Below are 25,771 nucleotides of genomic sequence, written 5' to 3'. Positions count from 1 at the left end.
CACTTTAAACTCTTCACTTCTCTCCATCCACTTTAAACTTTTCGTTTTTCACTTTTAGTTTTCCATTCTTCAACTGAACTTCTTTCCTCCAGCTAAACAATACAGGAACTATAAAATAAGAGGTAATGTCTATAACCATTCCTCCAAAACTTGGAATTGCCATGGGAATCATAATATCGCTTCCTCGTCCTGTAGAAGTCAACACTGGTAACAAAGCCAAAACAGTGGTAACAGTAGTCATTAAACAAGGTCTAATCCTTTTTTCTGCTGCAAACATTGCCGACTCTCGAATTTCTTTAATCGTTGTCGGTTTATTTTTATCAAAAGTTTGGGTTAAATACGTGGCCATTACCACCCCATCATCGGTAGCAATTCCAAACAGAGCAATAAATCCTACCCAAACCGCCACACTTAAATTGATGGTTTTCATGTTGAACAAATCACGAATGTTTTCTCCAAAAAAATTGAAGTTTAAAAACCAATCTTGACCATACAACCACAACATAATAAAACCACCTGCAAAAGCTACCGAAATACCTGTAAACACCATAAAGGATGTAACTACAGATTTGAACTGAAAATACAGAATCAAGAAAATAATAAACAAAGCCAATGGCACTACAAAAGACAAGGTTTTTTCTGCTCTTAACTGATTTTCATACGTTCCTGTAAACTGATAACTCATTCCTTTAGGAACGGTTAAAGTTCCTGAGTCTATTTTTTGTTGAATTAAACGTTGTGCATTTTCTACCACATTGGTTTCTGCAAATCCGTCTTGTTTATCAAACAATACATACCCCACTAAAAAAGTATCTTCACTTTTAATTACTTGTGGTCCTTGTTCATATTCTATGCTTGCCAATTGGCTTAACGGAACTGGTTTTCCGTTCTCTACAGGAATGTAAATATTTTTTAAATCTTCTGGATGTGATCTTAGTTCTCTAGGATACCTAACCCTAACACCATAACGCTCTCTACCTTCTACGGTTTGCGTAATTTCCATTCCGCCAACAGCCACTTGTAATATTTCTTGAACTTTTTCTATAGACACCCCATATCGGGCAATTTTTTCTCTGTCAATATCTATCAACAAATAAGGTTTCCCCACAATTCTATCCGCAAAAACAGCTTCTTTTTTTACTCCTTCCGATTCTTTTAGAATAGTTTCTAATTGCTCTCCAAAAGCTTGAATTTCTTGTAAACTATTCCCTTTTACTTTAATTCCCATAGGAGCTCTCATTCCTGTTTGCAACATGACCAAACGAGTTTCTATAGGTTGTAATTTGGGAGCCGATGTAATTCCTGGTAATTGGGTTGCTTTTACAATTTCATTCCAAATATCATCAGGAGAAGTAATTTGTGTTCTCCAATTTCTATAATAATCTCCGTCTTCGTCTGCAATAAGTTCATTTTCACTTACAAAAGATGCATATTTTGATTGATGGACTTCTTTAAACTTATCACTTCCATCAGTAGCCAAACCTCCATTTTTTAATACAAAAAATCCATTTTCATCAACTTTATATTTTTGACGTTTCCCTTGATGATTTAGCTGATATTCGGTTTTATATTGAATGATATTCTCGTACATAGACAAAGGAGCTGGATCTAAAGAAGATTCTGTTCTACCCGCTTTACCAACCACAGTTTCAATTTCAGGAATATTGGCTACAGCCATGTCTAATTGCTGTAATACTCGCTTATTTTCCTCTATTCCAGCATGGGGCATAGAAGTAGGCATTAATAAAAAAGCACCCTCGTTTAAAGATGGCAGAAACTCTTTACCCGTGTTTTTCATAATGATAAAACCACAAATAACAATGGTGGTAGGAATACTTAAAAACAAGAGTCTGTGAGATAAAGCCCAAGCCAAAATTGTGCTATAATATTTTCTTAATAAGGCAAAAACACCTAAAATTCCAAAACAAATAATGGCTACAAAAAGAAAGTTTAAAAACAAATTTTTATTAAATCCTAAAGGTCTCCAAAACTCAGTTAACAAAACCACAATAGTAATACTGACTAAATAAAGATGTAGTTTACTAACTAAATTGTTTGATAGTTTATTAAACAAATTCAACAAAGTAATGATGGCAAATCCCATCAATGCAAATCCTAAATAAGTTCCATAAATAACACCTACAAGACCAAAAATGAACAACAAAAACTGAATGCTTTTTTGCACGTTCTTTTTAATTTCTGTTCTCTTAAATAAATAAGCAGCAAATGGAGGAATTAAAAACAAAGCCACAATTAACGATGCCGTAAGTGCAAAGGTTTTGGTAAAAGCCAAAGGTCTAAACAGCTTTCCTTCTGCACCAATCATGGTAAAAACAGGAACAAAACTAATAATAGTTGTTAATACTGCTGTAACAATAGCCCCTGAAACTTCTGTAGTAGCGTTGTAAACAATCGTGTTGATAGATAGTTTTCGATGGTCGATGGTCGATGTTCGGTTTTCACTTTCAACACGTAACTGTTCACTTTTCCCTTCCAACTTTTCACTGTTCACTTTTAACTTTTCACTTTTATCTCTTTCCTCATCAATATGTCTAATAATGTTTTCTGATAAAATCACCCCAACATCAACCATGGTTCCAATGGCAATAGCAATTCCAGATAAAGCCACAATATTGGCATCAACACCAAAGAATTTCATGGCTATAAAAACCATTAACACCGCCACGGGTAACAATCCAGAAATTAACACAGAGGCTCTTAAATTATTTACCATTACCACAATTACCAGAATGGTAATTAAAATTTCTAAAGTCAACGCTTCGTTTAACGTTCCTAAAGTTTCCTGAATTAATCCAGATCGATCATAAAAAGGCACAATGGTTAACTGAGAAATTCTTCCATCTTTTAACACTTTTGATGGCAACCCTCTGCTGATTTCTTTAATTTTTTCTTTGGTGTTATTAATCACCTCTAGCGGATTGGCTCCATAACGAGCAGTAACAACTCCCCCAACAACCTCTGCTCCTTCTTTGTCTAAAATCCCTCTACGAGCAGCCGGACCTAAGTGAACTTTAGCAATGTCTTTTACTCTAATAGATTTAAAATCTTTAGAAGTCACCACTGCATTTTCTATATTGCTAATAGATTTTACGTAGCCCAAACCACGAACCAAATACTCTACTTTATTAATTTCTAAAGTTTGTGCTCCAATCTCCTTATTGCTTTGTTTTACTGCTTTTACTACAGCTTGTAAATTGATATTGTATTGTCTTAACAATTCTGGTTGTACATCAATTTGATATTCTTGCACATAACCACCAATAGAAGCCACTTCTGAAACACCGCTTGCCGATGACAAAGCATATTTTACGTAATAATCTTGTGTGCTACGCAGTTCTTGTAAATTCCAACCTCCAGTTACATTTCCATCTTGGTCTCTACCCTCTAAAGTGTACCAAAATACTTGTCCCAATCCTGTAGCATCTGGACCTAAAGCGGGTTTTACTTCAGCAGGTAATAATCCGCTTGGTAAAGAGTTTAACTTTTCTAAAATTCTACTCCTGCTCCAATAAAACTCTACATCTTCTTCAAAAATGATATAGATACTAGAAAAGCCAAACATAGAGGAACTACGAATGGTTTTTACACCGGGAATCCCCATTAAAGAAGTAGTTAAAGGATACGTAATTTGATCTTCTATATCTTGAGGAGATCTTCCGTTCCATTGGGTAAAAACTATTTGTTGATTTTCTCCAATATCTGGAATGGCATCTACAGCCACAGGATTGCTTGGTAAGATTTTAGTATCCCAACCAAAAGGAGCATTGATAATTCCCCAACCCACAAAAACGAGTAGTAACAAAACAGCTACTAACTTGTTTTCTATTAAAAATTTGATGCTTTTATGCAACATGATTTTTTGATTTTTATGCTGTTAGAAATAAGTGCAAAGCGCACGAATAAATCATCCTTAACCTCTAGTAAAAAGGGCAAAGATTAAAACTTCTAAAAAATAAAAAATCAAATAAGGTAAACCTCATCTAGCTTGTAAATAGGCTTTACAACCAAAGGTGGCGAATAATCTAAAAAAGTAAAATCTTGTTCGTTTTGATTTTTAAACAAGGATAAATATGCAGTTACAAAAGAAGTAAAAAACACTTTTTGGTGTAAACTCAACGTAGTGTTTTGTGTCTGAATTTCTGTTTGTGAATCTTTGGTGATTTTTACATCAGAACAACAAGTTTTTTTTGTGACCTGAGTAATTCCTTCAGAATTTTGAACATCACTACAACATTGTTTTACATTTTGTAGCAGCGTAACTGCTGAAATTTTTTCTCCACAAAAATGCATAGTTAGTGTAACCGATACTGTAGAAAAAACTACAATAAGAGCTAAAACAACGGCCATATATTTGTGAAAACTATTTTTCATGATACTACAAAGTTATGAAATTTTGTGATTGGTATTACAAAGAATTGTTTCTCCCTAAAATTCATTTAACTATATCAACCTTCGTTATCACCTTTTAAGAATTTTTCTTTCCTAAGCGTTTTTAATCTAAACTCAACAATACTTTTAAATTTATTATTTGGAAATTTTTCCATAAAATTCTCATAAAGATTAATTCTTGTATCAATATCTCCATAGTATTTATCTTTTGTATAGATTATATAAAAATGAGCTTCTGGGTTATTAGGGCTTTCTTTTATAGCTTTCTTAAAAGATTGGATTGCTTTTTTATATTCATACTGCTGATTTTGAACATAACCTAATCTTAAATATTTTTTATCGAGAGAAACATCTAAAATTGTAATAGCTGCTTGAATATATTTCTCAGCATTTTTATACTCTTCCTCTTCTTCATATAATTGACCAAGAGTATACAAATTTGAAGCATCTTTAGTATCAAACTCTATAGCCAAAAGTTGATGTTTTATAGCTAAACGAGGTTTGTTTATCTTTTTATAAGAATAACTCAACCTTTCATGAATAAATTTACTCAATTCATTTAGTTTAATTAACTGTTCAAACCATTTAACTGCTTCTAAATATCTTTTAGAATTATAGTAATTTTGGGCCTTTAAACTTATAAGATTTCTATTGTTTACATATGACCTTAATCCAATATTAACATAGTAGTTTACAGAATCATATTGTTTTTTAACCAATTGATTTTTAGCAATTTTATAAATAGATTTTTGATGTGTATTATCAAGATTAAATGCTGTTTTAAACTTATTTAAAGCTTCTTTTTTTTCCTGATTTTCTAAGATAAGTCCTATTTGATAATGATAATTAGGGTTTTTATCATCTTGTTCTAATAGTTTATTGAATACTTTTAAAGCCTCATTATACTGTTTAGTTTTAGAAAGTAGTTTTCCATATTTATACATTACCAAAATATTATTTGGTTTTGCTATTATGCTTTTTTTATAATATTCTAGAGACAAATCATAATTGCCAATCCCTAAATACGCTTCAGCTATTTTTTCACTGACATCTTCTTGTTTGTTATTTTTATAAACTTCAATAGCTTTTGAATAATTACCTAAAAGAAATAAACTATCTGCATATTTTAGTTGAGCAGATTGAGAATTTATTTTATGTGAGTACATGAATAAAACTAAGAGTCCTAATAGTATCTTTTCCATATTTTTTACATTAAAAAGCCAAAACAAGTTGTTCTGGCTTTTTTCTCTTTTACAGCAATTTTAAATTATATTAATTTGATGATTCATCTGTTTTAGGTTCTACCCTAAAAACCAATGGTAAAGAGAAAGGCATACTTATTTTTTCTCCATTTTGTGTGGCAGGTTCCATTTGTGGTAAACTATTTAATACCCTTATAAATTCTTCATTTAATTTCTGATGTTCTCCTCTAACTTGAATGTCAGAAACCTTTCCATTTACATTAATTTTAAACATACCTGCCATTCTTTGCACGCCAACCAACCCTAATTCTTCAGCCAATCCAATGTTATAATTTTTAGCTATAAACCTGTTTACTTTATTACTAAAACAAGCTTTTTTGTTTTCTTCTTCTTCACAACCTGGAAAAACAGCTGAATTTTGTACAGCTGCAAATGGTATGTCTAAATTTTCTTCAGAAATTATTACTTTATCATCTGAAAACGTTGCCCTTACAAGAACTTCTAATGTCTCTTTAACAACTATTACATATGATGAACCATTTCCTCTCATAGATTTTATTACCTCATTGGATCTCTTAACTATTTCCTCTTTAGTACCATTGTTTATATAAATTGTATCATAATTAACTTCTGCTTCACTGGTACTATTTTTCTTCATATATGATTTATCATCTCTAACTTCTATCAATGTTTCTTCCTCCACTTCTTTTTCATTTTGCTGACATGAAGTGTAAAACAACATCCCCATCATTACAGGGATAATAAATGCATACTTTAATCTTGCAGTAGATTTTGATTCTTTTTTTGTGATCATAGCGATTCTTTTTTTAATGATTGATTGTTTATAAAATGTATTGACTAACGATAATTTTGGAACATTTAATAATTGCGTTAAAATGTTTTTACAATAATCTTGTTTCCCTGATTTTTGTATCATTTGGTTGTCTACAATAAATTCGTGCAAAGACTGTATTTCTTTTTGGTATTGATACACCAAAGGGTTAAACCAACACACAATTCTTTGAATTTCAAAAAACAACAAATCTAAACTGTGTATTTGTTTTACGTGTATTAATTCGTGTTCCAATATAATTTCTCTTTCTTCTCCTTTTAGTTGATCTCCCATAAAAATCCAGTTGAAAAATGAAAAAGCAGATTGGCTATTTTTTATAGTAACAAGACGAACCTCTTCACTTTTTATTACCAGTTCGTTTTTAGAAAGTTGTATCAACTTCCATAATTTTACCATAAAAATCGCCAACATTACTATACTCCCTAATAAAAGAAAATACCACCAATGCCAAGAAAACGAATTGGTACTTGTATTGTTTATCAAATTTTGTGTAGTGTCCCCAATAAAAACAGTAGGTAAGATATTTATAGTATTGATTGTTGAAAAAGTGGTTCTAAAAGCATCAAACTTTACAAACGGCAATACATAAGAAAACAAAGAAGTTCCTAACAAATAAATTCTGTTGTAGTTAAAAAATGTTTCGTTTTTAAACATATAATACAAGACTAAAAACAACATTTGAAACATAATAATTTCTAAAATGTAAATCATAACTCTTCTTTTTTATGGTTCATTTCTTTTAATAAAGATTCTATATCCGATAGATCTACATCATTTTTATCAACAAAAAAAGAGACCAAACTTTTAAAAGAACCTTGAAAATAATTATTCACCAACTGATTGATTGATTGGTTACTGTAATCATTTTTTTGTAAAACAGGAAAATACAAGTGTGACTTTCCCTTCTTCTCATAATCTACATAACCTTTATTTTCTAAAATTCTAACAATGGTAGAAACCGTGTTGTATGCCGGTTTAGGATTAGGAAATTCTTTAATTAGTGCTTTTACACTAGACTTTTTTAAACGCCAAAGAATTTGCATTACATCTTCTTCTGCCTTGGTGAGTGTTTTCATATCATTTAATTTTCTCACCAATATAAACTAAATATTTAGTTTAAACTAAGTTTTTAGTTAAAAAATTACAGATCACAAAAAAATCCATCACTATAACTTCATAAAAACTATAGTTTTGGATTCTATATTAATTGTAATTAAAGCAAAAAGCCCAGTTAAAAACTGAGCTTTTTTCTAAATATCGTCAAAGTTAACTTCTGTAAAATCTGCAGTAGCTAAATTATCATCATTTTCTACTTCGTCTTCTTTTTTAAAGTCTCTTTGGTGTCTTTCGCTAATCACTTCTTCACCTTTTTCATTAATGATATAGTCTGTAGCTTGTTTTAATTGTTCATGGAACTCCGTAAAATCTTCTTTGTATAAATAGATTTTGTGTTTTTGATAATGAAAAGATCCATCGTCATGTGTAAATTTTTTACTTTCCGTAATCGTTAAGTAATAATCTCCTGCTTTGGTTGCTCTTACATCAAAAAAATAGGTTCTTCTTCCTGCCCTCAAAATTTGAGAAAAAATTTCTTCTTGCCCTTCTCTTTCTTTCATTATTAGCTTATTATTGTTATCTACTCAAATATATAAAAATAATTATTTAGAGCACATTATTCTATTTCTTTTTCTTCTAGCTGTTGCTGATACATTTCTAGATAAATTCCTTTTTCTTTTAGCAACTGATAATGAGTACCTTGTTGTACAATTTCACCATTATCTAACACAATTACTTTGTTTGCATTTTGTGCAGCACTAATTCTATGACTAACAATTAAAGTTGTATTGTCTCTACTAATAGATTTTAAATTTCTTAAAATCTGTTCTTCAGTTTCAGTATCTACAGCAGACAAACAATCATCAAAAATATAAATTTGTGGATTTTTTACAATGGCTCTAGCTATAGACACTCTTTGTTTTTGTCCCCCAGATAACGTTACACCACGCTCTCCTAAAATAGTATTATATTGTTTATTAAAGGCCATAATATTATTGTGTACAACTGCTTTTTTAGCAGCTTCCATAATTTCCTCTTCTGTAGCATCTTCTTTTCCAAAACGAATGTTATTGGCAATAGTATCAGAAAACAAAAAAGGATCTTGTGGTACAAAACCTATGTGATTTCTTAAATGATAAAGATTTTGATCTTGGATTGGTTTGTCATCAACCAAAACTACTCCCGAAGTAGTATCATACAACCTACTTACCAAATTAAGAATACTAGATTTTCCTGACCCTGTTTTACCTATAATAGCAATGGTTTCTCCTGGATTTACAGTAAAAGAAACATTTTTAAGTGCCGTAATATTAGTATCATCATAGGTTAAAGACACGTTTTTAAACGCTATAGCACCGTTTATAGAATTAGACTCATCTACAGTGTTAACAACATCTGGTTCTTGGTTTAAAAACTCATTGATTCTTTTTTGCGAAGCCTCTGCTTCTTGCACTGTAGAAGTTACCCAACCTACAATTGCAACAGGCCAAGTTAACATATTGGTATACATAATAAACTCAGCAATCACTCCCATGCTAATATTTCCTCTAATGTATTCCATTCCCCCTACATATAGCACAATAATGTTTGCAGTACCAATTAATAAAATCATTAAAGGAAAAAAGAAAGCTTGTACTTTAAATAAACTAATATTTTTTTGCTTGTTTTCTTCGGCTATATCAACAAAATCTTGTTTGGTAATTCCTTCAATAGCATAAGACTTAATTACATTCATTCCAGAAAAAACCTCTTGTGTAAACGTGGTTAATTTTGATAATTGTTGTTGTACTATGGTACTTCTTTTATTGATGATTTTACTCAACACAAAAATAGATATAGATAATAACGGAAACGGAATTAAAGTATATAGTGTTAATTTTACATCAATCTGAATCATTTTATAAATAGCTACAGAAAACATAACCAACATGTTCATAGTATACATAATAGCTGGCCCTACGTACATTCTTACCTTTCCTACATCTTCACTAATACGGTTCATTAAATCTCCCGTTCGATTCTTTTTGTAAAAGTTTAAACTCAAACGTTGATATTGCTGATATACTTTGTTTTTTAAATCAAACTCCACCAACCTAGAGGTTACAATAATAGTTTGTCTCATTAAAAAAGTAAAAAAACCAGAGAGAATTGCCAAACCAATAATTAAAAGAATATTGTGAAGTAATTCTGTTTTTACCACCGCCAAGTCAGTTATTTTTCCTTGATGATAATCACTAGCAGCGTTAACAGAATTTTTAACAATTTCGGGAACTTTTACCGCTAAATATCTAGAGGCTATAGAAATGGTGATTCCTAATAACAAACGAAATCTATATTTATAAAAAAATTGATTGATGTATTGTAATTCTTTCATCTAAAAGGGGAGTACATTTTTTGTGAATACGAAGATACTATATTCTTACTATTTTACTGTGTCCATTTACACAAGAAGCATTCCATTATTTAAAGATGAATATTTTATAAATTAATCTTTCAAATATTTTTAATTAAGTGTTACTTTTGTACACTCAAAAACTTTAAGTTCTTTCTAAATGATTAACAGAAGACATATTCGTGTTAAGGTAATGCAATCGGTTTATGCCATGATTCATGCTAAAAGTGATAATATTGTTAAAGAAGAAAAATTCTTAAGACAAAGTATAGATAAAATGTACGACTTGTACATACTATCTTTAGATATGTTGGTTAGAGTTAATCAAATAGCCGAAAATACTTCTGAAATTTCTAAGAAAAAGTATTTTGCAACCAAAGAAGAATTAAACCCTAATAGAAAATTTATAGATAATAAAGTCATTAAACTTTTAAAAGAAAGTGTGTCTTTACAAAACTATATAGAAGAGAACAAGCTAAACAACTGGTATTTAGATGATAAATATGTTTCTATTATTTATGCCGATTTAATGGCTAGTAATTTGTACAAAGATTACATGGCAGATAATGAAACTTCTTTTAAGAAAGACCAAAAATTTGCTGTAAAGTTTTTTGCTGAATTTATAGCACCTAACGAAAAATTAGCTGAATATTTTGAAGGTGAAAACATTAGTTGGGTTGATGACATTCCATTTGTAAACACATGGGTGGTTAAAACTTTACAAGAATTAAAAGCCAAAGATGATTTTGTTATTGGTAGACTATACAAAAACAGTGATGATGAAGCTTTTGCTTCTGATTTATTTAAAAAAGTAGTTTTAAACTTAAAAACCTTTGAAGCTGAAATTATAGACAAAACACCAAACTGGGAAGTAGACCGTATTGCAGATTTAGATATGATTTTAATTAAAATGGGAATTTGTGAATTTTTAAAGTTTCCATCTATTCCTGTAAAAGCAACTATTAACGAGTATTTAGAAATTGCTAAGGATTACTCTACCGATAAAAGTAGTACGTTTATTAACGGAGTTTTAGATAAAATTTGGAAAGATTTTGACGAAACAAACAGGCTTAATAAAATTGGTAGAGGGACTTTGTAATCAAAAAACAAACCCATATGTTTACGGTAAATTTTAAGACAATTAATTTAATAAATAATTTAGAATGATCGCATTACAAGAAGGAGCTATGAGCCCTATGTTTTTAGTTATTATGGTAATTTTCGTAGTATTTTTTATGATAATTCCACAAGTAAGAAGAAGCAAAAACGAAAAGAAGTTTAAAGCCACTTTGGTTAAAGGAACTAAGGTAGTAACTACAGGAGGAATTCACGGAAAATTAGTAGAAGTAAACGAAGGTACTGTAATGATTGAAACCAATGCAGGAAAATTGTTATTAGAAAAAACAGCTATCTCTATGGAGTTGACAAAAAAATACAATACTCCTGAGAAAAAATAATTTTAAGTTGATGTAATTCTTTCTTAAAGAAGCTTTACAACTCACAAAAGAGGTGGTAACTTTTAAAGTTACCACCTTTTTTTATACTTGATTTACTTTTTATTTTCATCAAACAAAATAGCATCATTAATATCTTCAAGTCTATTTTACAATAGTTTTATGTCTACCTATAGAAATGCTAGTCCTTCTGGTTCATCAAAAACTAAATTTACAAAGACAATCTTACATGAGTTATAACTACTTAATATAGAAAACAAAAAGCCGAGAATTTAAATTCTCGGCTTTTTTGTTACAAGGTATTTATAATATTATTGTCCTCTAACAACTATTTTTTTCTTTACCACTCCTCTATCCGTAAACACTTTAACAATATATACATTAGGAGCTATATCGCCTAGGTTTAAACTAAGTTCTGTATTATTATCAAAAGCACTCCAAGACTTTATTTGTTGTCCTACAATACTGTAAACATCAACTTTATATATTTTAACATTCTCTGTGTTTTTAATTAAAATATCATTTAATCCTACTTGATAAGTAATATCCATTTTATAAACACTTACATCACCGGTAGATAAACTTCCATTATCATTAAAAGCTAAATAAAATCTATTATTATAAGTATTCTGAGTTAAATTAAGAGTTGCTGTGTTTCCATTAATTTTTGTAGCTGTATGACTCTCTATATCTTTTAAATAAACATCTCTATTTATAGATTGCCATTCATCTATTTTTACGGTTACCTCTCCATCATATCCCATTACTATTTCTAATGGAACCTCTAAGTCATTACTTATTTGCTGAACACCTGCAATTGAATATTTATCTTCATCTCCAGCAAACTTCCAATAAATATCTGTTGATCCTTCATTATATGATGGGGAATCATATCCGTTATCATAAGCAAATGTATTTCCTTCTATAAACGAAATTCCTATTTGACGATGTAAGTTTTCATTATCATCATTTTTAAAATTCATTCCTAATTTAATAATTGGAACCTCGTCTTCCGAACTAATTGTTTTATATGCTTTTGTACTTGCTGTTCTAGCAGTAGTTAAGTAAGTAGGATTTTCAGCTGTTTTAAAGAATACAGACTGTGCTCCCTCAATAATATACTCTCTTTGACTATTATTAAAAGTAACAGTTCCTCCATCTTCGTCTCCTTGAATAAAAAATCCTTGTCCTACAGGAATAAAAGCTTTAGGTTCAGCATAAGCTCCATCTCCTAATGTTGGGGTTCCATTGCTTTCATTGTTGTTAGATTGTACCTGATCTGCCGACACTCCCATTACAAGATTTCTGGTAGCATAACCACCTACATAACCTGCGTAGTTGTGTCCTGCTTCTCCCGTAGCATTTTTTTCACCATTGTGTTGCCAAAAATACAATGTACCTGAAATAGAATTGATATTGTCTTTGATAAATTTATTTGCACTTATAGCAGATGGATAAGGATTTCCAACTAAATAAGTATGATATCCACCAACAGTAGATGTTAAAGTACCATCTTTTGGTACTCCTGCAAACGTATAATTTTGCGCTACTCCTGTTCCTTTTAACAAGAAACCATCTGTTTGTGGTATAGCTCCTGTAGATCCTTTTTGAATATACCCTTCTTCACTTCCTGTGTTGGTAGGATAAGTATAAATCCAATAATTTGCTATAGAGATAGGTGTGGTTGCAGCACCATTATAACCACTAACAAAATTAATATTTACAATACTAGATTCACTAGAAGTAGGTATGGTTCCATCCTTTAAAACATCTGCAAGCGTAAAAGTAGTTTTGTTAATACTATTTACTGGCGATGAAAAATAATTAAATCTATAAATACTCGCTTGAGTAGAATTCTGATCAATTAAAATTTTACCTGTTGCCGAAACTTGCTTTGCTCCTGTATGTGTTTGTACCAATTGAGAAGTACCTGCCAACCTAACTTGTGCTGTACTGTTAATATTGATGTTGTTGGTAATTGCCAATAACTGATTTGTAACAGTTAATTTATAACTACCAGTTACATCTAACTTTCTTGCACTAAGAGTAGTTCCTGTGTGTTCATAATTTTCTGATATAATTACATATCTAGATCTATCAGGAATTCCATTATTCCATGCATTTGCAGTCCTTGTTGTTGAACCAAAATAGTGAGTTCCTAACTTAATATTAGCATCTATATTATTAGTATTAGCACTTGTTACTTGAGACAATAATGGAGCATTTGCATGTCTTTGTACATAAGCAACCAAATCATCACTTACAAAAGCAGTCCATTCACTAGATGTATAAGTTTTATTATATGATAAGATATTATCATTACGTACATAAGATGTGTTATTTGAAATATTAGAAATTACATCAAACCTATTTTCCCATGCTGTAGTTCCCGACTCGCTAACAATAGCTATAATATCATTAGCTCCATCAAAATCAGTAAGCCCAGCATTAACAGTTCCAGTTGCTAAAAGCGAAGAACCACTACTTTTTATTAAGGTTGATTGTCCTTGAGTTAAAGCTGTTAAAATAGTATATACTGCTGTTGGCTCAACTCCTGTTTGGTCTCCTGTTTTGTTTTGAAACAATCCAAGAGTTAAGGTTCCTGAAGGGATGGTAGCAGCACCTTGATTGGTTACCTCTATCCATCTTTCTCCTGTTGATGAATGATATACTTGTGTAATCATTGCTATCTCAAACAAACTAGTATCTCTAGGATCTATATATATATCATAATCTTCAATATCTCCAGGGTCTCCAGAAAAATCACATGAAGTTACCGGCTCTTGATCTTTGTTGATGGCTACACGAAGTCTTGTTTTACCTGTAACAGCATTTGTTGGAACAGATACACTAAATGATCTACTTACAGATGTTCCATTAGAGGTATTAAAATCTGTATATATTTTTTCATTTACATCTTCAAAATCTCCATCTTGATTGTAATCTATCCAAATAGTCAAACCAACATCACCTGAATTTGACTTTACGTAATTTATAGTTCCTGATAATGTTTCTCCTGCTGCAACCGTTGTGGATGTTCCTCCAAAATAAGTATAACGATTACCACTACTATTTGTGGTGTTGTTAATAGTTCCTATAGTGGTATTGCTTATGTAATAATTGTTATCATTACTTAAATTTGTTCCAGTACAATAAGAAAACTGAGCTGTTTCAAAATATAAAAGTGATGAATTTTGCTCACAACTAGCATCAAAACCAACTTTCACTTCATATTCTGTTCCATTATCTAAACCAGATAAAGTAATAAAGGTATTGGTAGTTGTAACCTCTAACCATGTATTGCTACTGTCTTTATATCTATATTGTATTTTATAAGGTCCATCATTAGTAGCATTCCAATCTACTCTTGCTGATGTTTCTGTAATAGAAGAAACAGCAACACTTGTAGGTACACTTGGAGTGGTTAAATTAATAGCTTGTGTGCTTGTTGTAGTGTTTTCTCCATTGTCAAAAGTCCAAGTAATAGTGGTACTCGAATTTATAATATCTCCTTCTGAGTATGTTTCACTTGTTCCTGTAATTTGTTGACCACATAAGTAATTAATAACTGGTGGTACTACTGAATAAGAACAATAAGATTCTACAGCCTCTAAAGTATCTACAGTAAAAGGGCCTGTATAATTTGATACATTTACTGTTGCTGTACAAGTACTTGTTAAACCAAAAGTATTGGTTACTGTTAAAGTAACTGTGTTTGCTCCTACATCATTACAATCAAAAGTAGTTTTATCTATAGATAAAGTAAAGTTATTCTCGCTATTATATCCATTTGTAGAACCGTCATCAATATCATCAGCAGTAATAGTTGCCTCTCCAGAAATATCTAAATTAATTTCTAAATTCCCCACACAATTTGCCACAGGAGTTGGTTGTGACCCCATTATTATTTTATAATCTTGAATCTCTCCAGATTGATTGTCAAAATTACAAGAACTGGTAGGTAACCCATTGTGCTTAATGGCAACACGCATTCTAGTTTGTCCTGGTAATGCATCAATTGGAACTTCAATATCTGTTAATTGAACTGTTCCAGAACCACTTACTTCATCAAGATCAGCTTCATAAACTTTTTCATTAACATCATCAAAAAAACCATCTTGGTTAAAATCCACCCATACAACAAAACCGGTATCATTATAAGTACTTTTTTTATAATCTACGGTCCCTGAAAAAGTAAGTCCTGGAGTTAAATTTGTAGAATAAGTAGTATAGTCATTATAAAAATTACTATTTTCTCCTACATTATTTTTATCTAATGCAATAGTTCCAATATCTACTTTATTTATTCTATAATCTCCACTATAACTTAAATTTACATCTACAATACAATATTCTAAATCGGTAGTTGTAAAATAAAACAAATCGCTGTAAACACCACAATCTCCATCAATACTTACTTGTACTTCGTACTCGGTACTACTACTTAAACCGGTAATTGTGATTTCTTTATTAGCTGAAGTTGTGTTTGTCCAAGCTCCTGAGCTATCTTTATATCTGTATCTAATTTTATAAGGTCCAAGCGTATCGTCATCATCATCTCCATCACCATTAATATTATTGTGTTTCCAAAATATTTTAGCTGATGTTTTATTAATATTTGTTGCCCCAACCCCAGTAGGTTTTTCTGAGGAATAAAAAGTAATTACCTGATTGCTAGTAACTGAATCTTCTCCATTAGTAAACGTCCATGTTATAGTAGTATTACTATTAATGACTTGTCCTGTAACATTACTTGTACCCGTAATTTGTTGCCCACATTGATAGTTCATAATTGGTGCTACAACAGTATAATCACAATAGGTATTTACAGGTTCTAATGTTGGTGCTACAAACGAAGAAGAACTTACAGATACATTTACAATGGCTGTACAAGTATCAGTTAACCCATCACTATCCGTTACCGTTAATGTTACTTCATTTGCCCCAAGGTCATTACAATTAAATGTTGTTTTGTTTAAGGAATAGGAAAGTGTTAAACCATTAGCATCATCATATACATCTGTAGAACCATTGTTGATCTGTGCGGGTGTAATAGTTGCGTTACCTGCAACATCTAATTCTACATCTAAACTACCAACACAATTAGCCACCGGTGGTGCAGGAAGTGCTTTAATATTTAATTTATAATCTTCGGTTTCTCCTGATTGATATGCAGTATTACATATTCCTATATTATTCCTAACGACCATTACTCTTAAACGAGCTGTACCTACAGATGCATTACTAGGAACTGTAAATGTAATTGATCTGTTATAAGTTTGAGCTGCTTGACTCCCACTATAACTTGCTAGCTCTACTGCATTACTAAAATCACCATCATTACCATAGTCTATCCATACCTTTGCTAAATGACCATTATAAGAAGGAACTCTATAAGTAACTAACAAAGTATACTCTTGCCCTACGGTTAAATCTGTAGACAAATTGTTAAAGTATGTATATCTATCAGAATTAGCACTTGTAGTAGTTATATTATCTATATTACCAATGGTTACATCTGTAATATAATGTCCATCACTATTAAAATTTGCTGGCTTACAATATGGACTAGGGTCGTTTGTTTGTGCATTAACTTTAAAAAAAGAAAACAATAGAATAACCCCTAAAAAGAGATTAATATTATATTTTATACTCATATCAAAAACGTACTTTGTTTAATCATGTCTTTATTATTCATTTTTTCCTTTTGTAGCAACAGAAAATTAAAACACTTAATTAACATCTCTTAAATAAAATTATTTAGAGACCTCTTTATTAAACATTTAGCTTTTCTTTTTTTTTGGAAACAAATATAGAGTTTTGACTTGTTCTGATATAGCAATTAATCCTATTTAAACTAACACATGTTATTAATTTAACATTTGTTAATAAACGATAAAAACCACTGATTAACTGCATATTAAACCTAAAAAGAATCAAAAATTCAACAATAGACTACATAAATACATAATTTTATAGTTTAGTATTTATTTTTTGATAATAACGCAAAAAACAACCTCGTAAAAAATTTCTACGAGGTTGTTTTTAAAGTAAAAAGAATGTTCTTTATTCCTTGATTTCTTCGTTATCTTCTGGTTTTTTATCTATTTCCTTTTTTAAATAAGTAGGCAAATCTAAACCTGCCATATTAAATAAATCGTTTAACGGTGGGACAGATTTCATCATTCCTGAAACAAAATTTGCTGTAGATCCACCACCATCTGTATTGTTTCCAGAGTCCCAAACAGTTACTTTGTCTATTTTAATATTTTTAACAGCCTCTACTTGAGTTCTTACCAGTTCAGGTAACTTTTCTATTAATAATAACTGGAACGCTTTAGAAGGATCTCCACCTGCAGCACTAACAACATCTTTATATCCTTCTGCTTGTTTGGTTAAAATTTCAAACAATCCTTTTGCCTCCGCTTCCATTTTAGCATAAATAGCATCTGCTTCTCCTTTTGCTTGCTCTCTAATAGTTTCAGCTTGTGCTTGTGCTTCTATAATTGCTCGTTTTTTAGCTACTTCGGCTGGAATTAATACATTGGCATTCTGGGTAGCTCTTTCTCTTTCTGCTCTTGCATCCTCTGCCTTTTGCTCTGCTACATAAGATTCTTCTAAAGCTTTTGCTGATTGTACTTTTTCTGATGCCGAGGCTATTCTTAAAGCTTCAGCTTCTTTCTCTCTTCTTGTTGCTTCAGATTGTGCAATGGCAATTCTAGCTTCGTTTTCCCCTTTTATGGCTATAGCATTGGCTTCAGATGTTTTTACACGGGTATCTCTTTGTGCTTCGGCCTTACCAATAGATTCATCTTTAGCGGCAGAGGCAATACTAATTTCTCTATCTTTTTGAGTAATGGCAATTTTAACATCTCTATCTCTATGGGTTTCGGCAATTTGAGTGTCTTTTTCTCTATCTGCCAAAGCCTTACCTGTTTCTCCTATTTTCTCTTGTTCTGCAACACTAATTTTAGCTTCGTTAATAGCTTTTGCAGCAGCTTCTTTCCCTAAAGCCTCAATATAACCAGACTCATCTTTAATGTCTGTAACGTTTACGTTGATTAATTTTAACCCTATTTTTTTAAGTTCGCTATCCACATTTTTAGAAATGTTTTCTAAAAATTTATCTCTATCAGAATTGATTTCTTCAATAGACATAGTAGCAATCACCAAACGCAATTGCCCAAATAAAATATCTTTGGCTAATTCTTGAATTTGGTCATGTGTTAACCCTAATAACCTTTCTGCTGCCGTGTTCATACTATCAGTTTCTGTAGAAATAGCAATGGTAAATCTACAAGGAACATCTACACGAATATTTTGTTTACTTAAAGCATTGGTTAAATTGGCCTCTATAGAAATAGGCTTTAAATCTAAATAGGCATAGTCTTGAATAACTGGCCATATAAAAGCACCACCACCATGCACACATTTTGCAGAAGTTCCACCTGTACGTCCATAAATAACTAAAATTTTGTCCGACGGACATCTTTTATACCTTGCAATTAAGGCAGTAATGGTAACAAACAATACAATTGCAGCTACAATAAAAATAAAAATAGGTTCCATAAAATTAAATTGATTCGACGATTAATATATTTTGATTGATGATTTTTGTGATTTTAACAGTGGTACCACTTAAAATTTTATCATTTTCTGTCATAGCATCTAGTTCATGATAAGAACCGTTTACACTCACCAAAACTTTACCTTTACCAGACTTTTTTTCAGGAATAGGTGTATAGACTTCTACTGTTTTGTTAATGGTATTAGTGATTTTAAAAGTATTGTCTTCGGCAAGTTTTGTAATTTGTTTGATGACAATAAAAAACAAGAACACAAAAAACACTCCTACAAGAATACTTAAAACATATAAGTAAGTTGTGTTTTCTATTTGTTTAAAAAATGAAATTCCTGTCCAACTAAATCCTAAAAGAAAGTTAATTAAGTTTCTGAATGAGAAAAATTGAAAAGGAGCATTGTCTCCGTCAAAATCACCATCAAAATCAGTATCAATTCCATCAGTAGCATCAGCACCTATAAAAGTTAAAATGGTTTGAACAATAAAAATTCCACTAGTGGGAATAGCTACATACCAAAAAACTCTAAGTACAGGATCTAAATTATCTAAAAACTCCATAAATTAATTTTTATCGAAATATAACGCATTGCATAATGATTCGGTAAAAACAAGAACTGAGTTTTTCCGTAGTTTTTAACTCTTTTTTATTTTAACTTTTACAGATTTTGATGATGGAGTGTGACTTAAACGTGCTCTTAATTCAATAGGAACCAAAGGATTAGACTCTGGATAATAAGTAGCCACACATCCTTTTGGAATATTATAGGGTACAATACTAAAACCATTTACTTCACGTTTTATATTGTTGTAGTTGTTATATAATGATATTTTTTCTCCTTTTTGTAAACCTAATTTTTGTACATCTTCGGGATTCATAAAAACAACCATTCTACCATTATATACTCCTCTATAACGATCGTCTAAACCGTAAATAGTGGTATTAAATTGATCGTGACTACGAGTGGTCATCATAATAAAGTCATCAGAATCTAAAGTAATATCACTTAATTTATTAATAGAGAAATTTGCTTTTTTGTTAGGAGTAGTAAAATTCCCAGTTCTTGCCCCATTTGGTAATTCAAATCCTATAGGTTGTTTTACACGTTCGTTATAATTTTCAAATCCATTAATTGTTCTGGCTATTAAATCTCTAATGTTATTATAATCTTCTGTTAAAAAATCCCAATCAACTTTGTTTGATTTTAAGGTTGCTTTGGCAATATTAGCCACAATTACAGGTTCGCTTTCTACAAATTCAGAAGGTGGTGTTAAAGCTCCTTTACTGCTATGAACCACTCCCATAGAATTTTCTACCGTTACAAATTGTGCCTTTCCATTTTTTATATACTTATCGGTTCTTCCCATAGATGGAAGAATTAAAGCTGTTTTTCCTGGCGTTAAATGAGATCGGTTTAATTTGGTAGATATATGTACTGTTAAATTACAATTCTGTAATGCTTCTGTTGTGTAATAGGTGTCTGGGGCTGCAGATAAAAAATTACCGCCCATTCCTATAAAAACTTTTACTTTGTTGTGATACATGGCTGTAATAGCATCCACCACAGAATACCCGTGTTCTTTTGGAGGGGTAAAGCCAAAGTTTTCTGCTATTTTATCTAATAATTCTTTAGAAGGTTTTTCGGCAATTCCCATAGTTCTATCTCCTTGTACATTACTATGTCCACGAACAGGACAAGTTCCTGCACCTTCTTTTCCAATACTTCCTTTTATTAATAAAAGGTTCACTACCTCCTGAATGTTATCTACACCATTTACATGCTGTGTTAATCCCATTCCCCAACAAGTAATAATTTTTTTTCTTTGAGCAATTAACTCAACTAAAGTATCTATTTCTTGAATAGACAACCCTGTTCTATTGATTAGGTTTTCTAGATTATGCGATAATAATTCTTCTTTAAATTCATCAAACCCAGCAGTTTTTTGATGGATAAATTCTTGATCTAAAATCTCAGGATTTTTTTCTGATAATTGAAACAGTTTAATCATTATAGCTTTTAACAAAGCTACATCTTCATTTATTTTAATTTGAAGATACAAGTCAGCAATATCTGTTCCACCACCAATAACCCCTTTTACATTCTGAGGATTTTTAAAATTGATGAATCCTGCTTCTTTTAGAGGATTAATAGCAACTATTTTTGCTCCATTTTTCTTTGCTTTTTCTAAAGAAGCCAGCATTCTTGGATGGTTGGTGGCTGGGTTTTGACCAAAAATGATAATCAATTCTGATTTATATAAATCCTCTAAAGTAACAGATCCTTTACCTATTCCTAAGGTTTTGGATAATGCTACTCCACTTGATTCATGACACATGTTAGAACAATCGGGTAAATTGTTTGTTCCGTACATTCTTACAAAAAATTGATATAAAAAGGCAGCTTCATTACTAGTTCTACCAGAAGTATAGAAAGCTGCTTCATTAGGATTACTAAGTGCATTTAGCTCTTGTCCAATAATATTATTAGCTTCCTCCCAAGAAATAGAAGTGTAATGAGTTTCATTTTCATTTAATATCATTGGATGGGTTAACCTACCTTGTTGTCCCAACCAATAATCACTTTGTTGTTGTAATTCTTTTACTGAATATTTTAAAAAAAACTTTGGATCTACTCTATTTTCCATTGCTTCTTCGGCAATAGCTTTTACTCCATTTTCGCAAAACTCTCCCAATTTAGATCTATGCATAGGGTCTGGCCAAGCACAACCTGGGCAATCAATTCCATCTTTTTGATTTAATTTACTCAACACCTTAAAAGCATTCTTTACAGACATTCTACTTAGAATTTGTTGTAAAGAAACATACACTGCTTTAACTCCTGCTGCACTTTTTGATTGAGAATCTATAATAAGATTTTTGTCCTGACTCATAATATTCTGTTGATTGCTTAAAGATAGAAATACAATGGCTAGCTTAAAAATTAAGCTTCATAAATTTCTATAGGCAACCCATCGGGATCCGAAAAGAAAGTGAACTTTTTATGGGTGAGTTCATCTATTCTAATAGGTTCAACAATAACATTTTTATTTTCTAACTCTAATACACTTTCTTCTATATCGGTAACCTCAAAAGCAAGATGTCTAAGCCCCATGGCTTCTGGTCGTGAAACTCTTTTAGGTGAATTTGGAAAAGAAAACAATTCTATGATATACACTCCATGTAAACAAAGATCTAGTTTATAAGAATCTCTTTCTTTTCTATAAACTTCTTGCTGAATTGTAAGTCCTAAAACCTCTGTATAAAACTGTTTAGACTCTTGGTAATTACCACAAATAATGGCAATATGATGAATTTTATTTAAAGAAATCATAATTATTTATTTCATAAAAAAACCTCTGTGAACATTCACAGAGGTTTTAAATATCTTAGCATTCTTAAAATATATTTAAGACAATACTTCTTGCACTTTTTCTGCTGCTTCTTGGAATTCTGTAGCTGATATTACATTTAATCCTTCTTCTGCATCAATCAAAGCTTTTGCCTCTACAGCATTTGTTCCTTGTAAACGTACAATAATTGGTACATTAATGCTATCTCCCATATTTTTATAAGCATCTACAACTCCTTGTGCTACACGATCACAACGAACAATACCTCCAAAAATATTTACTAAAATTGCTTTTACATTAGGATCTTTTAATATAATTCTAAAAGCAACCTCAACTCTTTTGGCATCTGCAGTTCCTCCAACATCTAAAAAGTTTGCTGGCTCTCCACCCGCTTGCTTAATTAAATCCATGGTTCCCATTGCCAATCCTGCTCCGTTTACCATACAACCTACGTTTCCGTCTAAAGCAACGTAGTTTAATCCTGCTGCTTTTGCTTCTACTTCTGTTGGATGTTCTTCACGAATATCTCTATACTCTAAATAATCTTTATGACGATACAAAGCATTTTCATCTAAAGAAACTTTAGCATCTACTGCTAAAATTTTATCATCAGATGTTTTTAACACTGGGTTGATTTCAAACATAGCTGAATCTGAACTTTCATAAGCTTTATATAAAGACATAATGAATTTTGTCATTTCTTTAAAAGCATTTCCTGACAAACCTAAATTAAAAGCAATTTTACGTGCTTGAAAAGGTAAAATTCCTGTTCCTGGATCAATTTCTTCAGTAAAAATTAACTCAGGTGTTTTTTCAGCAACCTCTTCAATATCCATTCCTCCTTCTGGAGAATACATTACCATATTTTTACCTGTAGCTCTGTTTAACAAAACAGAAACATAAAACTCTTCAGTTTTACTCTCACCTGGATAATATACATCTTCGGCAATCAATACTTGATTTACCAATTTACCTTCAGCAGAAGTTTGAGGTGTAATCAACATCATTCCAATTATATCATTAGAAATTGATTTTACTTCGTCTAAATTTTTAGCAAGTTTTACCCCACCACCTTTACCACGTCCACCTGCGTGAACTTGAGCTTTAACTACATACCAACTTGTTCCAGTTTGTTCTGTCAATTCTTTTGCAGCAGCAACAGCTTCGTCAGGATTTTGAGCTACAATTCCTCTTTGTACTCTAACTCCAAAACTACTTAAAATCTCTTTTCCTTGATATTCGTGTAAGTTCATTTTATTTTATAAGTTTTTTATAATCGCGGTAAAAGTAATCATACTAAATATTTTATTTACAAAAAATATCATTTTTATTTAAAATTATCTAAAACGTTTTCTATAGCCGTAAATACCATCATTTTAAACAAAAAAACCAATTTCAAATAAATGAAATTGGTTTTTAAATACTATTGTAAAGTATTAAATATTTATGCCAATACTTCTTGTACTTTCTCTGCTGCTTCTTGGAATTCTGTAGCTGATATTACATTCAATCCTTCTTCTGCATCAATCAAAGCTTTTGCCTCTACAGCATTTGTTCCTTGTAAACGTACAATAATTGGTACATTAATGCTATCTCCCATATTTTTATAAGCATCTACAACTCCTTGTGCTACACGATCACAACGAACAATACCTCCAAAAATATTTACTAAAATTGCTTTTACATTAGGATCTTTTAATATAATTCTAAAAGCAACCTCAACTCTTTTGGCATCTGCAGTTCCTCCAACATCTAAAAAGTTTGCTGGGTCACCACCTGCTTGTTTAATTAAATCCATGGTTCCCATTGCCAATCCTGCTCCGTTTACCATACATCCTACGTTTCCGTCTAAAGCAACGTAGTTTAAACCTGCCGCTTTTGCTTCTACTTCTGTTGGATGTTCTTCACGAATATCTCTATACTCTACATAATCTTTATGACGATACAAAGCATTTTCATCTAAAGAAACTTTAGCATCTACTGCTAAAATTTGATCATCTGCAGTTTTAAATACTGGATTAATTTCAAACAAAGAAGAATCAGATCCTTCATAAGCTTTGTACAAAGCCATTGCAAATTTGGTCATATCTTTAAAAGCAGCTCCAGACAACCCTAAATTAAAAGCAATTTTACGTGCTTGAAAAGGTAAAATTCCTGTAGCTGGATCAATTTCTTCAGTAAAAATTAATTCAGGTGTTGCTTCGGCAACCGCTTCAATATCCATTCCTCCTTCTGGAGAATACATAATCATATTTTTACCTGTAGCTCTGTTTAATAAAACAGACATATAGTACTCTTCTGGTTTAGAAGGTCCATCATAATATACATTCTCAGAAATTAGTACTTGATGTACTTCTTTTCCTTCGGCAGAAGTTTGAGGTGTTACCAACATCATTCCAATGATTTGCTCAGCATACATTTTAACTTCTTCGATAGATTTAGCGATTTTTACACCACCTCCTTTACCACGTCCACCTGCGTGTATTTGTGCTTTAACTGCAAAAACGGTACAACCTTTTTCTGCATGAATTTTATTTGCAGCTTCTAACGCTTCTTCAGGTGTTGTAGCAACAAGCTCCATTGGTACTTTTACTCCAAAACTCTTTAAAATTTCTTTCCCTTGAAATTCGTGTAAATTCATAAAACTTTCTCTTAAAATTATGTGTAATAAAATCAAAAGTATAAATAACCATTTACTAACTCCCTCATTCTAACGAGATTTTTCCCTAAAAAATAAGTATTTAACAAAAAAGCCAGAATCGTAACTTTTTTAGTACTTTCGTTTGGTTACTTTCTACGTATTATGATAACTGCAAAAAACATTCAAAAAACCTTTAACAACAATCTTGTTCTTAAAGGGATAGATTTACACATTAAAAAAGCCGAAGTAGTTGCTATTGTAGGTCCATCTGGGGCAGGAAAAACAACACTCTTGCAAATATTAAGCACTTTAGACAAGCCTGACGAAATTGAAAACAGCGAATTGTCTATTAATAGTATATCTCCTACAAAGCTAAATGATCGAAAAATTTCTGAATTTAGAAATGAACAGATAGGGTTTGTATTTCAGTTTCATCAATTATTACCTGAATTTACTGCCATAGAAAATGTATGCATTCCTGCTTATATTGGGGGGCATAAAAAAAACGACATTATAAAAGAACGTGCCCTAGAGTTATTAGATTTTTTAGGAATTAAGGACAAAGCAGAACGCAAACCAAATCAACTTTCTGGAGGAGAACAACAACGTGTTGCTGTGGCTAGAGCTTTAATAAACCAACCCGCTATTGTTTTTGCTGATGAACCAAGTGGAAATTTAGATACCGAAAGTGCAGCTAACTTACACGATTTATTTTTTGAACTAAGAGATAAATTTAATCAAACTTTTGTGATTGTTACTCACAACGAAAAATTAGCCAATATGGCTGACAGAAAATTAACCATGAGAGATGGATATCTCTTAAATGAATAAAC

Annotated in this window: 17 protein-coding genes; 3 read left to right on the top strand and 14 right to left on the bottom strand. The window is 31.3% G+C overall.

Annotated elements, in window-relative coordinates; translation table 11 throughout:
• Positions 1 to 13: 13 nt before the first annotated feature.
• The 7 genes from ACXGQT_RS14720 to ACXGQT_RS14690 form a co-directional block, all read right to left on the bottom strand.
• Positions 14 to 3,874, bottom strand: coding sequence for an efflux RND transporter permease subunit (locus ACXGQT_RS14720; protein ID WP_457829330.1), 3,861 nt, complete (start codon positions 3,872 to 3,874; stop codon positions 14 to 16).
• Between the two features lie 107 nt (positions 3,875 to 3,981).
• Positions 3,982 to 4,392 carry an HYC_CC_PP family protein gene (locus tag ACXGQT_RS14715; protein ID WP_457829329.1) on the bottom strand — a complete coding sequence of 137 codons (411 nt, stop codon included), beginning with the start codon at positions 4,390 to 4,392 and terminating at the stop codon, positions 3,982 to 3,984.
• A 74-nt stretch (positions 4,393 to 4,466) separates the two neighbouring features.
• Positions 4,467 to 5,612, bottom strand: coding sequence for a tetratricopeptide repeat protein (locus ACXGQT_RS14710; protein ID WP_457829328.1), 1,146 nt, complete (start codon positions 5,610 to 5,612; stop codon positions 4,467 to 4,469).
• Positions 5,613 to 5,682: 70 nt separating this feature from the next.
• Positions 5,683 to 7,176 (bottom strand): M56 family metallopeptidase, encoded by a 1,494-nt coding sequence (locus ACXGQT_RS14705; RefSeq protein WP_457829327.1) that lies wholly within the window; start codon positions 7,174 to 7,176, stop codon positions 5,683 to 5,685.
• On the bottom strand, positions 7,173 to 7,541 hold the full coding sequence (locus ACXGQT_RS14700; protein ID WP_457829326.1) for a BlaI/MecI/CopY family transcriptional regulator: 369 nt from the start codon (positions 7,539 to 7,541) through the stop codon (positions 7,173 to 7,175). Before ACXGQT_RS14700 ends, ACXGQT_RS14705 begins: the two co-directional genes overlap by 4 nt.
• 174 nt (positions 7,542 to 7,715) lie before the next feature.
• On the bottom strand, positions 7,716 to 8,081 hold the full coding sequence (locus ACXGQT_RS14695) for a PUR family DNA/RNA-binding protein (RefSeq protein ID WP_457829325.1): 366 nt from the start codon (positions 8,079 to 8,081) through the stop codon (positions 7,716 to 7,718).
• 56 nt (positions 8,082 to 8,137) lie between these two features.
• Positions 8,138 to 9,895, bottom strand: coding sequence for an ABC transporter ATP-binding protein (locus tag ACXGQT_RS14690; RefSeq protein WP_457829324.1), 1,758 nt, complete (start codon positions 9,893 to 9,895; stop codon positions 8,138 to 8,140).
• 178 nt (positions 9,896 to 10,073) lie between these two features.
• Here ACXGQT_RS14690 and nusB point away from each other — a divergent pair, with 178 nt between their 5' ends.
• Positions 10,074 to 11,012 (top strand): transcription antitermination factor NusB, encoded by a 939-nt coding sequence (gene nusB / locus ACXGQT_RS14685; RefSeq protein ID WP_457829323.1) that lies wholly within the window; start codon positions 10,074 to 10,076, stop codon positions 11,010 to 11,012.
• Between the two features lie 64 nt (positions 11,013 to 11,076).
• Positions 11,077 to 11,370, top strand: a complete 294-nt coding sequence (gene yajC / locus ACXGQT_RS14680; protein ID WP_457829322.1) for a preprotein translocase subunit YajC — start codon at positions 11,077 to 11,079, stop codon at positions 11,368 to 11,370.
• A 308-nt stretch (positions 11,371 to 11,678) separates the two neighbouring features.
• Here the strand turns inward: yajC and ACXGQT_RS14675 are convergent, their stop codons facing one another.
• From ACXGQT_RS14675 to sucC (ACXGQT_RS14645), 7 genes are all read right to left on the bottom strand, one after another.
• Positions 11,679 to 17,024: a GEVED domain-containing protein gene (locus tag ACXGQT_RS14675; protein WP_457829321.1), complete on the bottom strand. Its 5,346-nt coding sequence runs from the start codon at positions 17,022 to 17,024 to the stop codon at positions 11,679 to 11,681.
• 409 nt (positions 17,025 to 17,433) lie between these two features.
• Positions 17,434 to 18,936: a flotillin family protein gene (locus ACXGQT_RS14670; RefSeq protein WP_457829320.1), complete on the bottom strand. Its 1,503-nt coding sequence runs from the start codon at positions 18,934 to 18,936 to the stop codon at positions 17,434 to 17,436.
• 4 nt (positions 18,937 to 18,940) lie between these two features.
• Positions 18,941 to 19,507 (bottom strand): serine protease, encoded by a 567-nt coding sequence (locus ACXGQT_RS14665; protein WP_457829319.1) that lies wholly within the window; start codon positions 19,505 to 19,507, stop codon positions 18,941 to 18,943.
• Between the two features lie 75 nt (positions 19,508 to 19,582).
• On the bottom strand, positions 19,583 to 21,838 hold the full coding sequence (locus tag ACXGQT_RS14660) for an FdhF/YdeP family oxidoreductase (protein WP_457829318.1): 2,256 nt from the start codon (positions 21,836 to 21,838) through the stop codon (positions 19,583 to 19,585).
• 50 nt (positions 21,839 to 21,888) lie between these two features.
• Complete coding sequence (gene gloA2 / locus ACXGQT_RS14655) at positions 21,889 to 22,278, bottom strand: SMU1112c/YaeR family gloxylase I-like metalloprotein (RefSeq protein WP_457829317.1); 390 nt, start codon at positions 22,276 to 22,278, stop codon at positions 21,889 to 21,891.
• Positions 22,279 to 22,353: 75 nt separating this feature from the next.
• Entirely contained in the window at positions 22,354 to 23,550 is a 1,197-nt protein-coding gene (sucC, locus tag ACXGQT_RS14650; protein ID WP_457829316.1) for an ADP-forming succinate--CoA ligase subunit beta, read from the bottom strand.
• Positions 23,551 to 23,741: 191 nt separating this feature from the next.
• A complete protein-coding gene (gene sucC, locus ACXGQT_RS14645; protein WP_457829315.1) occupies positions 23,742 to 24,938 on the bottom strand; it encodes an ADP-forming succinate--CoA ligase subunit beta in 1,197 nt (398 codons plus the stop codon).
• Between the two features lie 162 nt (positions 24,939 to 25,100).
• Between sucC (ACXGQT_RS14645) and ACXGQT_RS14640 the strand changes: the two genes are divergently transcribed.
• Positions 25,101 to 25,769, top strand: coding sequence for an ABC transporter ATP-binding protein (locus ACXGQT_RS14640; RefSeq protein ID WP_457829314.1), 669 nt, complete (start codon positions 25,101 to 25,103; stop codon positions 25,767 to 25,769).
• The last annotated feature ends 2 nt before the right edge of the window (positions 25,770 to 25,771 follow it).

The sequence above is a fragment of the Wenyingzhuangia sp. IMCC45467 genome, from assembly GCF_054111205.1.
The sequence above is the reverse complement of the archived record's forward strand: the minus strand, read 5'-3'. Positions and strand labels throughout refer to the sequence as shown.

Excerpts from the sequence above, each read along its gene's own strand:
- ACXGQT_RS14720 (WP_457829330.1), bottom strand. The coding sequence starts at position 3,874 with ATGTTGCATAAAAGCATCAAATTTTTAATAGAAAACAAGTTAGTAGCT.
- ACXGQT_RS14715 (WP_457829329.1), bottom strand. The coding sequence starts at position 4,392 with ATGAAAAATAGTTTTCACAAATATATGGCCGTTGTTTTAGCTCTTATT.
- ACXGQT_RS14710 (WP_457829328.1), bottom strand. The coding sequence starts at position 5,612 with ATGGAAAAGATACTATTAGGACTCTTAGTTTTATTCATGTACTCACAT.
- ACXGQT_RS14705 (WP_457829327.1), bottom strand. The coding sequence starts at position 7,176 with ATGATTTACATTTTAGAAATTATTATGTTTCAAATGTTGTTTTTAGTC.
- ACXGQT_RS14700 (WP_457829326.1), bottom strand. The coding sequence starts at position 7,541 with ATGAAAACACTCACCAAGGCAGAAGAAGATGTAATGCAAATTCTTTGG.
- ACXGQT_RS14695 (WP_457829325.1), bottom strand. The coding sequence starts at position 8,081 with ATGAAAGAAAGAGAAGGGCAAGAAGAAATTTTTTCTCAAATTTTGAGG.
- ACXGQT_RS14690 (WP_457829324.1), bottom strand. The coding sequence starts at position 9,895 with ATGAAAGAATTACAATACATCAATCAATTTTTTTATAAATATAGATTT.
- nusB (WP_457829323.1), top strand. The coding sequence starts at position 10,074 with ATGATTAACAGAAGACATATTCGTGTTAAGGTAATGCAATCGGTTTAT.
- yajC (WP_457829322.1), top strand. The coding sequence starts at position 11,077 with ATGATCGCATTACAAGAAGGAGCTATGAGCCCTATGTTTTTAGTTATT.
- ACXGQT_RS14675 (WP_457829321.1), bottom strand. The coding sequence starts at position 17,024 with ATGAGTATAAAATATAATATTAATCTCTTTTTAGGGGTTATTCTATTG.
- ACXGQT_RS14670 (WP_457829320.1), bottom strand. The coding sequence starts at position 18,936 with ATGGAACCTATTTTTATTTTTATTGTAGCTGCAATTGTATTGTTTGTT.
- ACXGQT_RS14665 (WP_457829319.1), bottom strand. The coding sequence starts at position 19,507 with ATGGAGTTTTTAGATAATTTAGATCCTGTACTTAGAGTTTTTTGGTAT.
- ACXGQT_RS14660 (WP_457829318.1), bottom strand. The coding sequence starts at position 21,838 with ATGAGTCAGGACAAAAATCTTATTATAGATTCTCAATCAAAAAGTGCA.
- gloA2 (WP_457829317.1), bottom strand. The coding sequence starts at position 22,278 with ATGATTTCTTTAAATAAAATTCATCATATTGCCATTATTTGTGGTAAT.
- sucC (WP_457829316.1), bottom strand. The coding sequence starts at position 23,550 with ATGAACTTACACGAATATCAAGGAAAAGAGATTTTAAGTAGTTTTGGA.
- sucC (WP_457829315.1), bottom strand. The coding sequence starts at position 24,938 with ATGAATTTACACGAATTTCAAGGGAAAGAAATTTTAAAGAGTTTTGGA.
- ACXGQT_RS14640 (WP_457829314.1), top strand. The coding sequence starts at position 25,101 with ATGATAACTGCAAAAAACATTCAAAAAACCTTTAACAACAATCTTGTT.